Origin of the sequence: Segatella copri, assembly GCF_019249655.2 — a bacterium.
GTDB lineage: Bacteria > Bacteroidota > Bacteroidia > Bacteroidales > Bacteroidaceae > Prevotella.
Genome location: NZ_CP137557.1, coordinates 1,995,905 through 2,010,313, shown reverse-complemented (window position 1 = coordinate 2,010,313; position 14,409 = coordinate 1,995,905). Strand labels below are relative to the sequence as shown.

The window sequence follows — 14,409 nt, the reverse complement described above, 5'->3', positions numbered from 1 at the left end:
AAGCAAGATTATTTTGCCAGCGTAATGTTTCAGTAATGATTATTTGCGATTTTGAGCCCGAAAAGCTATTCCTTTGCAAACGAAAACAAAAAACAAGGAAGAATATGAAGAAAGAAACAGTTTTATGCGCGATGCTAGCCACCGCCACCTGTGCAACTGCACAAAATGGGAAACTCCCGACATCCGGAGTTTGCGCAGACTCAATACAGACGGAAAAAGATTCGATCAAAGCTGATAAGGAGGCTGAGACAAAAGCTGATAAGGAGGCCGAGATTCAAGCCGTAACCGTAACAGGTCATCGCCCGATGTACAAGATGAGAAACGATGCCTTGGTTACCCGTGTCCGTAATACTCCTTTGGCAAAGGAGCCAACGCTGGATGATGTATTGAAGCACATACCCGGTATGAAACAAACCGCCGACGGAAGCCTGGAGGTAAACGGACTGGGAGCACCCACCATCTATCTCAACGACAAGAAGGCGACTTCTGCCGAACTCTCTCATCTCGATGTGAAGCAGATAGATGAAATAGAACTCATTACCACTCCTGGTGCAAAATATGATGCAACGACGGGAGCCGTACTGAGAATCCTGACGAGAAGAACAGACGAGGGTATATTCGGCAAGATGCAGGTGTATGATAAATTGAGCGAGGTGAACACCAACCACGAGGAATTGACCCTGGGTTGGGTAACGAAGAAGATTTCGCTCACAGGATTTTACGGCTACACAGACAACCGATACAATGTGCATCAGCCACAGGAAGCGCTCGTAAGAGCCAATGATGGCGAATATCTCTTCGGAACCGACCGCCATGGCAAGAACAAGGCAAATTATAACGCTACAGAACTCAACTTCGACTGGTTGCTCAGCAAGCAACACGAAGTGGGAATACAATGGGAAGGGCTTTGGCTGAATGGCGGCAGAAGCGAGAAACAGCAGCAGTACTATCGCTATCCTAACCCAGCAGGAGAAGATACAAATAGCGAGATGAAGCTTTCTGATGCGGATGGCGAGATGAAGTATTTTGATGCGGAGAGCCAGCAATGGGGACACCAGCGCAGTCACCACTTCAACCTCTTCCATCTGGCTAAATGGTCGAAGCATTTCTCATCACAGATTTATCTGGACTATGCAAGGAACAAGAATTCTGACAGCCAGCCTATCACGGAGAAAGAAGGTAGCGAGATGCAGGAAACCCTCAACCGCTCTAATTCCAACTACGATATCTATAGTGGAAGAATCGAAGTCAAGCAACTCATCTCTGATAAACATTCCATCAACTATGGTGGCGAATGGAGCCTGATGGAAGGCAAGGGAAAAACCGAAAGTTCTGCCGATATGCTTGGAACTACGGAATACAAAAACCACGATACCAAGACGGCTGCTTACCTGCAATATCAGGGTGAAGCTGGCAGATGGAGCTGGTGGGCAGGCATCCGATACGAGCATCTCACATCCCGATACACCAATCTGTCGGAGGAATCTCCCGATAATATGGAGCGTCATTACGACCAATGGTTTCCATCGTTCGGTATCACTCTCAAAGAACCGTCGTGGCATCACTCGCTCAGCTTCCGAACTACCACCGCCCGACCTTCTTTCAGTCAGCTAAGCGGGAACATCTACTATACCTCGCGCTTTCAGTATCAGATCAGCAATCCGAAGCTGCAGCCTGTCAACACCTATCGTCTGACCTACTCGGTACAGTGGAAAGACTTCATGGGAATGCTGAGATATACCCGTATCGACCACTCCATCATGTACATTCATGAAGTGCCGGAGGACAAGCCCGTAAGATACGTGAGTACATTCATGAACTTCAACAAGATGCAGAAATACATGGCCTATCTCAACTGGGGTCACGTCTTCGGCTGCTGGCGTCCGAATGTCAATGCAAGCATCACTTACCAGCGCTTCTCCGTAAATGATCATGGAGAGCTAATCAGCTATAACGGAGCAACTTGGAATGCATCGTTTGACAATTACTTCACGCTACAAAACGACTATCAGCTGTCGCTCTCCTACAGTTTTGACAACGGAGGACAAGTGGGCAAAACGAAGTTCAGCCCCACTCAGAACTGGAGTCTTGGTGCCAACAAATCGTGGATGGACGGCAGATTACAGGTTGCCTTCAGTGCCAACGACCTCTTCCATCAGCAGCTCTTCAAGGAGCGAACCCACGAGCATGCCGTTGACTTCTCCCAGACTGAGGATTACAAGCTATGGAGCTACAAGTTGACCGTAACCTGGAAATTCAACAAGCGCAAGGGAAGATACAACGGCATGAACAGTGCGGAAGATGAATTGAACCGACTATAGCCGGACAAGACTCTCTTATCTTAATGATCTTTATAATTTCAAGTATCCGGGTTATCCCACTCCCAACAGTTCTACTTCGAATATCAGGGTAGAACCGCCTGGGATGCCCGGCTGCGAGAACTTGCCGTAGCCCATCTCGGCAGGGATGTAAAGTTCCCACTGGTCGCCCACGTGCATCTGCTGCATGGCAACAATCCAGCCATCTATCAGGTCGCTCAATCGCATGGCGAACGGCGTACCGCCACGGCTGGAATCAAACTTCTTGCCGTTGATGGTCCAACCGGTGTAATGGGCCGTCACGATGCTGCGTCGGCTAGGCTGTGCTCCCTTCGGGTCGCCCTGCTTCAACACCTTATAATATATACCACGAGGCAGCGCCATAACGCCCTCCTCCTTTGCCTTTTCCTCCAGCCAACGCTTGTTGGCCTCAACATATTCTCTTTTTGCCATAAATCTTTATTTATATCCTAAATCAAAAAATATTCTATAGGGTATCTTATTACCCACTTTCACACCTTTTCACACCTCTTCCATACGGATCAGATTCCAGCCATCAAACTGCATGATAATCTTATGCAGTTGGGTTCCCTGTCGCAAGGCCTCAACCCTTGGAGCCACGGCATAACGGCAGATTTGCTCTTCAGCAGCATCCCACTGCTCCCCTATCATCTTCTCGAATGTTTCTTTCGAAATTCCCTTTTCTTTCTTTGGCACAAGTTTCAATTCTATGATATAACTGTGCTTGGTAGGATAACGAGACAAGTTTGGCAAGAGGAAGAAATCGCAATAGCCATGATTCAGTTCCAATTCGGGGGCAGTATAATAATAGTTGTTCAAACTAAGGTAGGCCATAAAGAAACCTTGCAGATTTCGCTCGCCTCCGATGGTATCACGCACCGAAGAGACTTCGGCGTATGCTTTTGCCATATGCCCCAAAGCCTCACACCATTTCCCCTGGAATGCCATGTAAGTGAACATCGTCTTGAGCTCATCAATATTTACATGCTTTACATCCTGATATTCTTCCAGCAAATACTCATAATATTGCTTGCGAACATTGTTGTTGGGAATACCCAGTATCACCTGGTCGCCAAAAGTATCCTTGATGGTCAACATTCCATAATAGAAAAGCAGACTTGGGAACACGCCGGGGTCGGTAATGGAACGGGCTGGAAAAGTTTCACGAAGATTCGTGATAATCTGCCCCGTCTCAGCAATGGTGCGAATCACTCCCTTGCGGTCTCCATCCAACTTATCCAACTGCAAAAGGCGCTTCATCTTATTATAGTCGGTCTTGGTATTCGGGTCAATCATCTGCTCTGGGGCAGCCCCCGTGCTTACATACGTGCGAAGATAATAAAGCACCATATCGCAATTGAATACCTTGCTCTGCTTATTCAACGCCATCTTTGAAAAGCAATAGTTATCATACCATGGTTTCATTTCCGCTACCACTTTCTGAATATCGCAGTCAGCAGGCAGTTTTCCTGCCGTTTTGTAATATCCAAACAGTTCCATCACATCCTCCTCGGAGAAGCCGAGCATCTGATTAAACTTCAGTTTGGTAGAAATATGCCATCCTATGTTGAACCCACTGGTAACATCATCGAGCGTAACAGGACTTACACCCGAGATGAAGATACGACGGCAAGTGCCCTTGAACTTCTTGAAGATGTCGCGATAAAAACCTTCTGCATGAGTTATCGCCCAATACATGTCCTCACCCTGCTCATTGAGTACGGTGTTGGTGAAATTATCGTATTCGTCTATGATGAGATAAACATCCAGTCCTAGCTTTCTGTTCTCATCGTTTATCATATTGAGTTTCTCTGTTGCTTCAGTAGAAGCCAGCACCTTTTCGACAAAAGTCTCTGAATAGAAGTCGCGATAAACATCAACAAAGCTGTCGAGCTTGATACGACAATAACTGTTGAAGTTATCCTCCAACTTCTCTATTGTTCCTCCCACCTGCGAAAAGTCTAGATGCAAGACGAGAAACTTGCCCTGCAAAGGTGTGGGATGCTTGCCTATCCAGAGATTGCCAAACCATTGCTGGAACTTATCCTTGGTATGACAATCGTAATAGGCATGCAACATACTTAAGAATATGCTCTTTCCAAAGCGGCGAGGGCGGATAAAGAATAAATTATCCGCTTCTTCTTCCAACTGTGGAATATACATAGTCTTATCTACATAATACTGATTCCGTTCCATCACGTCAACGAAGTCAGATACGCCGTATGGTATTCTCTTTGCTTCCATGTGCTGATATTTTTGCGCAAAGTTACAAAAATCTATCGTATCTGCAAAAGAAAAAGGAGAACTTTTCTTCTTTTATCAAAGAAAAGCAGTACCTTTGCACCCTAATCATCAAAAAATACGATATGCCACAGACACTACATATTGCAATTATTGGTGGGGGTGCCGCAGGATTCTTTGCGGCGATAGAGGCCAAGCGCAACTTCCCTCACGCCGACATCACGATTTTCGAAAAGAATTCTAAGGTTCTCGCCAAGGTGGAAATCACGGGAGGAGGAAGATGTAATCTTACCAATTCCTTTGACGAGATTTCCGACCTGAAACAGGCGTACCCTCGCGGACATAAACTGATGAAGCGACTCTTCAAGAGATTCGACTACCAGCATGCCTTCGACTGGTTTGAGGAGAACGGCGTGCCACTGGTTACGCAGGAAGACCAATGCGTGTTTCCGCAATCGCAGGATTCGCACAGCATCATCGACTGTCTGGTGAATACCGCCAAGCGACTGGGCGTGAAGATTCAATGCAACCACCAGCTCACCGCCATCACCGAACTGGAGGATGAGCGCCTGCTCCTGGATTTCAAGATTTCAAAAGAAAAGGGAAATCTATCGGGTGCATCTTCTGCCTCTCATCCCGTTTCCGAAATCAAGCAGATTGCCTTCCACCGGGTAGCCATCACCACGGGCGGTCATCCGAAGATGGAGAGCTTCAAGCATCTCTCAGACCTGGGACATGCGATAGAGCTGCCTATCCCATCGCTCTTCACCTTCAACATCGCCGACAAGGCTTTCAAGAATCTGATGGGCACGGTGGTAGAGCCGGTATATACCAGCATTCCGGGCACCAAGCTGAAGGCAGAGGGTCCGCTCCTCATCACCCATTGGGGCATGAGCGGTCCTGCCGTGCTGAAGCTCTCATCCCATGCAGCCCGCTATCTGCACGAGAACAATTATCAGATTAAGATTTCCGTAAACTGGGTACACGAGAGCAACCGCTCGCTGGTGGAAGAGAACATCCAGGGCATCATCATCGCCAACCCGCAGAAGCAGCTGGCAAGCATCCGCCCCTACAATCTGCCATCCCGCCTCTGGCTCTTCCTGATTCAGAAGATGGGGTATGCGCCCGAGAAGAAATGGAGCGAAATGGGAAAGAAGGGCTGCAACCTGCTGATAGAAACCCTCACCAACGACCTCTATCAGGTAAACGGCAAGGGAGCCTTCAAGGAGGAGTTTGTTACCTGCGGCGGCATCAGCCTCAGCAACATCGACCTGCATACCCTGGAGAGCAAGGTGTGCCCTCACCTCTTCTTTGCCGGCGAAGTGCTCGACATCGATGCCATCACCGGCGGCTTCAATCTGCAGGCAGCCTGGACCACGGGATATGTGGTGGGACAACATATCGGAGAATAAAAGAATCTTAAAGAATAAAAGATTATCGGAGAATAAAAGTTTTTGAAAAATACCAAAAAAGCAGAATACCAATTGATATTCTGCTTTTTTCTATATTACGATATTAAGATATTTCGATACTTCAGGTTTACTGTGCTACGAGATAAAGCACGCGGGAAGACCAGTCGGTCTTCTTACCCCAATCTACATTGTTCTCCAATGGCATCTCCAAACCATGCTCCATCAGATACTTGCCAGAGTATGACTTGCCCTCGCAATCGAGCGGAGTATTGTCGATGACATTCAACTCACGCACCTTATACATCTTGTTGGCATCCAGACCCGCCATCTTTACTCTTGGCAGATGAACATTATAGAAGTTGGCTATCTTCCACCAGTAGAACACAGCCTTATCCTTCGCCTCGCTTACATACATGATAGACGACAAGCCCTGGTTATCGTATGGAGAAACCAGACGATAGAGGTCGCCAAACTGTACCACAGGACGAATCTCCTTATACTCGCTGATGGCCTTGCGGCAGAGTGCCTTTTCCTCCTCCTTCATGTGCTTAGGCTGTATTTCCATACCCAGACGACCGCTCATAGCCACATCGATGCGATACTTCAATGATGTGGTACGGAACACGGTGTGGTTAGGCACGGCAGAGATATGGCTCGCCATGGCGATAGCCGGGAAGAAGTAACTGGTGCCATACTGCATATAGATGCGCTGCAGGGCATCGGTATTGTCACTCACCCAGAACTCGTCGAAGCCACGCAGGCTGCCCCAGTTGGCACGGGCACCACCGCTGGCACAGCACTGGATTACCACATCCTTATACTTGGCACGGATGCGGTCGATGACATTGGCAAATCCCTGATGGTAAGCGATGTAGAGATGACTCTGGTCGGCAGCAGAAAGATACTGGCTGCCATGGTTCATGATAGACATGTTGGCATCCCACTTGATGTAGGCAATCTCAGGATACTTGGTAAGCAGATTATCTACCACGCCAAATACGAAATCCTGTACCTTAGGATTACCCAGGTCGAGCACCAGCTGTGTGCCGCCACGGCCTACCACTGCATCACGCTTAGGCGCCTTGACTATCCAGTCAGGATGCTTCTCGTAGAGTTCACTCTTGGTGTTGGTCATTTCTGGCTCAATCCAGATACCAAACTTCACGCCGTTCTTCTTGACATCACGGAGCAGACCCTCGATGCCATCAGGCAACTTTTCGGTATCCACCACCCAGTCGCCCAGGGCAGTGTCGTCTTTCTTTCTAGGATATTTCTTTCCGAACCATCCGTCGTCCATCACGAAGAGTTCGCCACCCATGCTGTGGATGTCGGCCATCATCTGGTCCATCCCCTTCTGGTTGATGTCGAAATAAACACCCTCCCAGGAGTTGAGCAGGATGTCACGCTCCTGGTCGCCATGGGCAAGCACATACTTGCGTCCCCACTTGTGAAAGTTGCGGCTGGCACCGCTCAATCCCTCATTGGAATAGGTGAAGGCGAGTGCCGGAGTCTTGAAGGTTTCGCCCTTCTTCAGGTGATATTCAGAGTTCTGCTCGTTGATGCCGGCAAAGAAGTAGTGATACTCCGTATCGTCGGTCACGGTCTTGAGCTTATAGTTGCCGCTGTATTCCAGTGCCGCACCGATTACGGCACCCGCATTCTCCTGTCCCTTACCGTTGAGCGAGAACATCACCTCGGCATGGTCGGTATGCGAATTGCGCACGCCATCATTGTTGCGGATAACGAACTCGCCTGGCTGCAGCTTCTCGTGGCTCAACTGCGCCTCGGCAGCCCATGTACCCGAGAGGTGGCTCATCCATACATCGCCACGGCGGATAGGAAGCATGGCAGAAGCGAAGGAGGTCAGGGTAACGATGCCCTTTTCGCCGTTGCGGATTTCGGTCCACGCCTCAATCATATCCACATCCTTGTAGGCACGATACTTCAAGTCCACCTTTATATTATATACAGGATCCTTGAGATGGATGGTAGTAACGGTGGCATTTGCCTCCTGCTTCACGTTGCTGCCCGTAGCCACAAGAGCCGTAGAGAGGTTACCGTCGCTATGGCGCATGGCGAGTGCAGCCTCTGTAGGAGTGTTCAAGCCATAGGCAGGATAGGCATCCATTCTTCCGTTGGTAGCCACCTTGAGGTTCTGCAGATCGGCAGCATTCAACTTGGTACCGAAGTAGAGATACTGAGCAGGCTTGCCGTTCTCCACATCGAGAATAAGTGAGATGCCCTTACTGTTAACTGATACTTGCTCGGCCATCGCAGGCATGGCGACGGAGATGAGCAAAAACGCTAGTGATTTTAATTTCATCATAGTTGAATTATGTTATTAGTTTCTGTCATTGACTAATTTTTCGACTGCAAAAATAAGAAAAAATAAGATACTAGCCAATACTTTTCTGCTTTATTTTAAGGCAAAAGCAGAAAAAGGCAAACATCCGTCAAAAAAAGCAAAGTTTGGCTCCCTGATATGAGTCTCCATCAGGAAGTCATAGAATATTTAGAGTTAAGGCAAAAAATATTTTCCCTTAAGGCTAAATATTTTTAGCCTTAAGGGTAATTATATTCATACTATTCTTCCTTCGAAACAAAGTCTCTTACGATGCGGGTGTATACCTCGTGATGGTCGCGATATGCCATGGCATGAACGGAGCCTTTGGCGATGAAGATGGCTTTTCTGCCCTTCGTCTTTGCCTCGTAAAGCGGATGAAGCATGGCGTAAGGCACGAAGGCATCCTTATCGCCATGGATAAAGAGCATCGGTTTGGTGCTCTTGCGAACCTGCTCTATCTGCTGCGCCTCGGCAAACGACCAGCCGTAGCGATACTGGCAAAGAGCAGAAGTGGTATTCATCAGCGGGAAGGCAGGCAAGCCAAACTGGTCTTTGAGCTGAGCGGAAAACTCATCCCATACGCTGGTATAGCCGCAGTCCTCCACAAAGCACTTCACGTAATCGGGAGTCTTCTCTCCCGATACCGCCATCGTGGTTGCCGCACCCATCGAAATACCATGAATCACCTGACGGGTATTCTTCACTTTTTGTTCTTCACTCTTCACTTTAAAAATCTCATTGGCGATTTCCGACCATCTGATGACATCCCATCTATCCTTCCATCCCATCTGGATATGGTCTCCCTCGCTCTCTCCGTGTCCATACAGATCTGGCAGGAGCACATTATACCCCATATCGTGATTATAGAGATAGGCGATGTGCAGCATACCCTCGGAGCGCACCTGATAGCCATGCACCACCACGGCAGTCTTTTCCGTAGTATTCGGTGCATAGAGATAGATGGCATGGGCCTTGTAGCCCGACGGCATCACGACAAAGGTATCCATCACGCAATGGTGCTGATACACTGAGTCCATCCAGCCAATCATCCAGGGGCACTCGTTCTTCATTCTGTTCTTCCAATGCTCAGCCGTCATTCTCTCCTCCTTCGGATAATTGAGCGAATAATTGAGCATATAGTTGCTGGCGCCATACAGTCCCAGCACCACGAGCACCACCAAGCCCAGAGCCGAAGCGATGCCTATCTTTCTTATCTTTTTCTGTTTCATCTTCATTCTTTTTGCTATTAAAAATATCTATTATAGAGTTTCTGCTGCAAAATTAAGGAAAAAGATGGAAATGGCAAAGAAACGGAGGAAAAAAATCTATTAAATTGAAGCATAGAGCGAATTGCTAAAAATAGTGTTAACAAAACTAACTCGCTCTAAATTGGACTTTGATTGAAAATCAAGAAGTTGGGCGTTTGCCTATATTATACAGGTAACAATATGGAAACGAGCGGACTTCTGCTCAATAGTTGCCATCTTCCCTATGTATGAGTTTGGCATTATGGCTTATGATGTTGCAGTTATAAGATGCATTGTCGTTGCCATCGAAAGAAACATGAGCTGTCCTTGGCTCATCGAAAAGGCGCAAATACTTAAAAAAATCTTAAAACATTCTTTATCCCCGATTAAATATCGTATCTTTGCAACCGAAAGATTACTTATAAAAAATAAGTACTTTCGAAGAAAAAACTCTTCAATATTTAGACTTACTGACATAGAGCTGTCATAGAAGACGCTATTTTTGTATCAAAAAGTATTCAACTTAATATTATAAAATATGAAAAGATTATTTTTATGCTCATCATTTGCTGATGTTGCTAATCTATTTGTCGATTGTGCCAAAGAAGATTTGCAAGGGAAAATTATAGCTTTTATACCAACTGCAAGCCTTACAGAACCAATACGATTCTATGTAAAAAAGGGGAAAAAGGCTTTAGAAGAAGCAGGAATGATTGTTGAAGAAGTCGAGATTACCCAACTGTCCAAAGAGGAAATATCTTCTATATTACATAAATGCGATTATATCTACATAACAGGTGGAAATACATTTTTCCTTTTGCAAGAGTTAAAAAGAAAAGGTGTTGATAAAATTATATCTAAACAAGTGAAATTGGGTAAACTGTATATTGGGGAATCTGCCGGAGCAATAATAGCCTCTCCCGATGCAGAATATATGAGAAGTGTGAATTTTGATCCAATAGAAAAGGCTCCTGAATTGAAAGACTGTACTTCTTTAGATTTGGTCGATTTTTATACGATTCCCCATTATGGAAATTTTCCATTCAAGAAAAAAGGTGAAAAGATAGTTCAACTATATAATGAGAAGTTGCAGCTTATTCCTATAAGTAATAAACAAGCTATTATTATTGAAGATTCAAATATTCAAATTAAAGATGCAAAATGAATAGAATAGACCGTATTTCTGCTATATTGATTCAGTTATAACCGCACTCGTTAGTGAAAGCACAGCAAAACTCTGCAACGCTACCGGGCTATCGGTGCGCTGCCTTACTTCACTATCAGCGGAAAAGTGTATTACAAGGCTTCCGATGTCCGGGAGTTTATTAAAGAACGGTTCAGCGTCACCACGCTACGCCAGTTCGAGAAAGAACACTGTACGAAGAAAAAGAAGTGAATCTGAAAAGCCGGAACGGTGAATGTACTTCATCTGTTTCAATAAGTCGGAAACCATACCTACATCGCTCAACAATGTACCCTGAACCTGGGTCTGGAATCCACCATGGGTCAACTTGGTACGAGGGCGAACCGCCTTTCTCGCCTCGCAGGGAATCTCGAACTGGCCGTTCTCATTCGTCACACCACCATTAATCAATGAAGAATCACGAACATTCAGCAGGGCTACATTGGCGAAATCTATGGGGCGATTCTTATTGTCGATGATACGGCCTATCATCTTGGTGGGAGTCTTCTGCGTACACTCCACCATGATATTATCCTCCACCTGCGTCATCCTGATGGGATAAAATCCTATCAGCTGCATGATGGCATCGGGAACACTCTGGTTGCGGATGCTCTTGGTTACCCTGAAATCCTCCAGTTCATCATACACGAAGTTGATGGTGTACTTATGCTGGCGGGCGTTCAAATCCTTCAACGCCGCAGAGAACGACACATTATTATATTGTCGGGTGATGCGCTGGGCTAATATGGTTTGAAAAACAGCCACACAAGCACAAATCATAATCCATTTTTTCATATACATCAGTCTTTCTTTTTTTTGTTACTTATTATCTATACAGTTGAGCCAAGCAAAAAACTAAGCAAAACATAGATTATTTTCGAAAAACCTATGCAAAGGTAATAAAAAGGCTACGAAAAAGCCCCGATGCGTCACGCACCAGGGCTTCGAGCTCTTTTTACAATAAAAATGAAACAATCATCTTTGCTAGAAAGAGACTGCTCTTTAAACGTACTGTAGAACTGGCTTATCTATCAAGAGTCCAGTGTCTATATCTTCCTTGATCTTTGCAATGCCTTGGCGAATTTTCTCCAGACTCTTGCCTTGCGGCGACTTGATGCCAGCCGCATACTGTCGCAAAAGGGAAGCGTTCATGCCGATATATTTGGCAAACGCCGAGATGCTGAGCGGATAGTAGTTGAAGAATGCCCCTACATCGAAGACGAAGTGAAACTCCAAGTCTGGATATTCCTTGCCCTCCTTCTCGTAGAACGCCCTCATCTCCTTATCTGCTATAAGAAAATCCTCCATGGCAGCCTTTGCGGTCTTGCCATCACCAATGAGACCAAACGTCAAGTCATCGGTCCCAGTCATAAAGCAAGAATATAAATCCTTGCCAGACTCCACAACAACGGTAACTTTCCTTGCCATATCTTCTATATTGTTATAAGTTCATAATCAAAAGTGTTCTTCTCGCATACTAAGATTCTCATGGAAGAAGAACCTGGGCTAAAGCCCAAGTTCTTGATAGATAGATTTGAGAGTGCCTTGCGGCACCTCTCCAGTTCCATGCCGAGGAACGACTGCGCTCTTCCCAGTGGCAGGGTTGAACCAGATGTCGTGTCGGCCTCCATGATGAAGTAGAAAGCATCCCGCTTTCTTTAACTTCCGATACAGCTCGCTGTATTTCATAATCTTAGTACGTTTAAAGAACACTTTGTCCTCATTGGACGATGCAAAGGTAACAATAAAGTTATTTACCACCAAACATTTCGGTAACTATTTTGTTACGTTAACTGAGATTTAACATTTGTGGGCGCAAACATTACCATACTTCGCAAATACCTGAGCACCAAAGCTGGTGCTTATGGTATTACAAAGATTGGAATCTTTGGATCTGTAGCTAGAAACGAACAGACCGAAGACAGCGAAGTTGATGTTTGTGTGGAAATGAAAAAGATAGAAGAATTATAAAAAACATCGGTCAAGCAAAGAGCAAACCAATATGGTTTTGCCTTCGCATGACCGATTGTCATATATTCATTGTTGTATTGAGAGGGAAATCTATTTAATCGGCTCTGCATGGATACAATAGTAACTCTTCAAGGGATTTTCCTTATTCTTTTTCAAGATTAAAGCAACTAAACATCCCTCATAATCAGAGTTCCATTGCACAGGCGTATAGCCCTTCCAATACATTACAAGGTCTGCATCGGAAGGCAAAGCCTTGAAACGATTGCGGTACTTCTCTCTGTTCGAATCATCTACCACAACACCCTTGCCATACTGACCATAATACATATCCATCAGATCAACCAGCATCCTCTTTTGCTCAGACAGTACAGCCTCATGCTTCTTCATGCTTTCCGGATCCTCAGAATCCAACAGCACCCCTGATACAATGTATTCCAATTCAGAATATGGCTTTTCTGGAAAATCAGGAGAATAACGAGGAGAGACTATCCGGAACCGCTTGCTCCGGTCGAAGATGCAATACAAATCATAGTCTTCATTAGATGGATTCAGCAAATCAGAAGAGCCGAAATCGTAACCCATGAAACCAGTATTATAGATATTGAGATAGATGCCGGAAGAATAAACCACACGTCCACCCTTATAGCCATCAGCAACAATCAATGTTCTATCTTCCTCCATCATAGAAGTATTACGGCTGATCTGAAAAAGATAAGTGCTAAGGTTGATTGACACAGCATACCAATTATTCTCATTTCTGAGACTCACTACCCTATCTGGCATTCCCTTACATGACCATACAATGGAATCATAATAATGATAATAAGGGTTAGCTGATGAGTTATTGTTCAGATAATCTGTCAAATCAAAACTCAATAGTCTGAATGACTGAAATTTACTATGTCCATCACCCATTCCATGGGCATCCTTAGAATTGGCATATACACACCGAATATAATAACGGCAATCATCCGGTACTTTTTCAGTTTCATTTGGCTTGTCTTCTTCATCACTCTTATCAATAGTATAAGTATTCTGCACATTAATCAGTTCTAATAAAGATAAACGCTGATATACCACCAAGCCATAAACAGCTTTTTCCTGATTGTCAGCTACTGTCACCGAACCAATCTTCTCCATCACATACAGGTAAGCTTCATCTTCATGAAACTTCACATCCAGGATTTGCATATAATCATCCACCTTACCTGCCTTATTCGTTTTGATGACAATGCCCGTCGCATCATCATACGACCAATCCTGCTTCTTGAAACAGAATGTACGTGTATCTTCATCACGATAATAAGTCATCAACTGATTCTCTGATAAGAATTCATAGACCTTCGGACTATAATCCTTGATGCCTTCACGATAATCAGTTTTCGCAAGTTTACCGTTTTCCTTCACCTGATAGATGCCGACAGGTTGCCAGCCATAACTTACAAGCCAAGAATTCAGAACATTCCTATCTATATCACAGACAGGAGCCTTTCCATCTAAGATGCAATACCCGTCCTGATTTAAAACAAATGACTGGTTGAACAGTTCCTTGTCATTCCAAGGAAGGCTGTCCAACTTATCATCATCACTACTACAGCCAGTCAGCATCCAGATGCCAACCACCATGAATATCATCCATAAACAACGCTTCATATACTTTCTGTTTTTTTAT

The 14,409-nt window shown here is 45.3% G+C and carries 11 protein-coding genes and 2 pseudogenes; 5 read left to right on the top strand and 8 right to left on the bottom strand.

Translation table 11 applies throughout. From position 1 onward, the window contains the following. Window positions 1-104: 104 nt before the first annotated feature. Window positions 105-2,321, top strand: coding sequence for an outer membrane beta-barrel protein (locus tag KUA49_RS07880; RefSeq protein ID WP_218413064.1), 2,217 nt, complete (start codon window positions 105-107; stop codon window positions 2,319-2,321). Window positions 2,322-2,372: 51 nt separating this feature from the next. On the opposite strand, the gene KUA49_RS07875 is transcribed toward KUA49_RS07880, so the two are convergent. Together KUA49_RS07875 and KUA49_RS07870 are read right to left on the bottom strand one after the other, a co-directional pair. After that, window positions 2,373-2,771: an FKBP-type peptidyl-prolyl cis-trans isomerase gene (locus KUA49_RS07875; protein ID WP_022121977.1), complete on the bottom strand. Its 399-nt coding sequence runs from the start codon at window positions 2,769-2,771 to the stop codon at window positions 2,373-2,375. Between the two features lie 69 nt (window positions 2,772-2,840). Next, on the bottom strand, window positions 2,841-4,583 hold the full coding sequence (locus KUA49_RS07870; protein ID WP_218413065.1) for an ATP-binding protein: 1,743 nt from the start codon (window positions 4,581-4,583) through the stop codon (window positions 2,841-2,843). A 122-nt stretch (window positions 4,584-4,705) separates the two neighbouring features. On the opposite strand from KUA49_RS07870, the gene KUA49_RS07865 reads away from it, so the two are divergent. Beyond that, entirely contained in the window at window positions 4,706-5,992 is a 1,287-nt protein-coding gene (locus KUA49_RS07865; RefSeq protein WP_218413066.1) for an NAD(P)/FAD-dependent oxidoreductase, read from the top strand. Window positions 5,993-6,119: 127 nt separating this feature from the next. Here KUA49_RS07865 and KUA49_RS07860 read toward each other — a convergent pair whose 3' ends face one another. After that, entirely contained in the window at window positions 6,120-8,315 is a 2,196-nt protein-coding gene (locus tag KUA49_RS07860) for an alpha-galactosidase (protein WP_218413082.1), read from the bottom strand. A gap of 260 nt (window positions 8,316-8,575) precedes the next feature. Continuing rightward, window positions 8,576-9,565 carry an alpha/beta hydrolase gene (locus KUA49_RS07855; protein WP_218413067.1) on the bottom strand — a complete coding sequence of 330 codons (990 nt, stop codon included), beginning with the start codon at window positions 9,563-9,565 and terminating at the stop codon, window positions 8,576-8,578. 556 nt (window positions 9,566-10,121) lie between these two features. On the opposite strand from KUA49_RS07855, the gene KUA49_RS07850 reads away from it, so the two are divergent. Further along, window positions 10,122-10,748 (top strand): Type 1 glutamine amidotransferase-like domain-containing protein, encoded by a 627-nt coding sequence (locus KUA49_RS07850; protein ID WP_117678566.1) that lies wholly within the window; start codon window positions 10,122-10,124, stop codon window positions 10,746-10,748. A 66-nt stretch (window positions 10,749-10,814) separates the two neighbouring features. Further along, window positions 10,815-10,979, top strand: a pseudogene (locus KUA49_RS07845) (DNA-binding protein); the annotation flags it as partial. Here the strand turns inward: KUA49_RS07845 and KUA49_RS07840 are convergent. From KUA49_RS07840 to KUA49_RS07830, 3 genes are all read right to left on the bottom strand, one after another. Continuing rightward, window positions 10,935-11,561, bottom strand: a complete 627-nt coding sequence (locus KUA49_RS07840) for a carboxypeptidase-like regulatory domain-containing protein (protein WP_218413068.1) — start codon at window positions 11,559-11,561, stop codon at window positions 10,935-10,937. The pseudogene KUA49_RS07845 and the gene KUA49_RS07840 sit on opposite strands and share 45 nt — an antisense overlap. Before the next feature lie 207 nt (window positions 11,562-11,768). Continuing rightward, on the bottom strand, window positions 11,769-12,194 hold the full coding sequence (locus KUA49_RS07835) for a pilus assembly protein HicB (protein ID WP_218413069.1): 426 nt from the start codon (window positions 12,192-12,194) through the stop codon (window positions 11,769-11,771). 78 nt (window positions 12,195-12,272) lie between these two features. Next, the gene (locus KUA49_RS07830; RefSeq protein ID WP_256624873.1) at window positions 12,273-12,455 is read right to left on the bottom strand and encodes a type II toxin-antitoxin system HicA family toxin; all 183 of its coding nucleotides are present in this window, start codon (window positions 12,453-12,455) and stop codon (window positions 12,273-12,275) included. A gap of 132 nt (window positions 12,456-12,587) precedes the next feature. On the opposite strand from KUA49_RS07830, the pseudogene KUA49_RS07825 reads away from it, so the two are divergent. After that, window positions 12,588-12,713, top strand: a pseudogene (locus KUA49_RS07825) (nucleotidyltransferase family protein); the annotation flags it as partial. Window positions 12,714-12,827: 114 nt separating this feature from the next. On the opposite strand, the gene KUA49_RS07820 reads toward KUA49_RS07825, so the two are convergent. Then, on the bottom strand, window positions 12,828-14,390 hold the full coding sequence (locus KUA49_RS07820; protein ID WP_218413071.1) for a hypothetical protein: 1,563 nt from the start codon (window positions 14,388-14,390) through the stop codon (window positions 12,828-12,830). Window positions 14,391-14,409 lie beyond the last annotated feature (19 nt).

Bases quoted from the DNA above. Each gene is read 5' to 3' on its own strand.
- KUA49_RS07880 (WP_218413064.1), top strand. From the start codon at position 105: ATGAAGAAAGAAACAGTTTTATGCGCGATGCTAGCCACCGCCACCTGT.
- KUA49_RS07875 (WP_022121977.1), bottom strand. From the start codon at position 2,771: ATGGCAAAAAGAGAATATGTTGAGGCCAACAAGCGTTGGCTGGAGGAA.
- KUA49_RS07870 (WP_218413065.1), bottom strand. From the start codon at position 4,583: ATGGAAGCAAAGAGAATACCATACGGCGTATCTGACTTCGTTGACGTG.
- KUA49_RS07865 (WP_218413066.1), top strand. From the start codon at position 4,706: ATGCCACAGACACTACATATTGCAATTATTGGTGGGGGTGCCGCAGGA.
- KUA49_RS07860 (WP_218413082.1), bottom strand. From the start codon at position 8,315: ATGAAATTAAAATCACTAGCGTTTTTGCTCATCTCCGTCGCCATGCCT.
- KUA49_RS07855 (WP_218413067.1), bottom strand. From the start codon at position 9,565: ATGAAACAGAAAAAGATAAGAAAGATAGGCATCGCTTCGGCTCTGGGC.
- KUA49_RS07850 (WP_117678566.1), top strand. From the start codon at position 10,122: ATGAAAAGATTATTTTTATGCTCATCATTTGCTGATGTTGCTAATCTA.
- KUA49_RS07840 (WP_218413068.1), bottom strand. From the start codon at position 11,561: ATGAAAAAATGGATTATGATTTGTGCTTGTGTGGCTGTTTTTCAAACC.
- KUA49_RS07835 (WP_218413069.1), bottom strand. From the start codon at position 12,194: ATGGCAAGGAAAGTTACCGTTGTTGTGGAGTCTGGCAAGGATTTATAT.
- KUA49_RS07830 (WP_256624873.1), bottom strand. From the start codon at position 12,455: ATGAAATACAGCGAGCTGTATCGGAAGTTAAAGAAAGCGGGATGCTTT.
- KUA49_RS07820 (WP_218413071.1), bottom strand. From the start codon at position 14,390: ATGAAGCGTTGTTTATGGATGATATTCATGGTGGTTGGCATCTGGATG.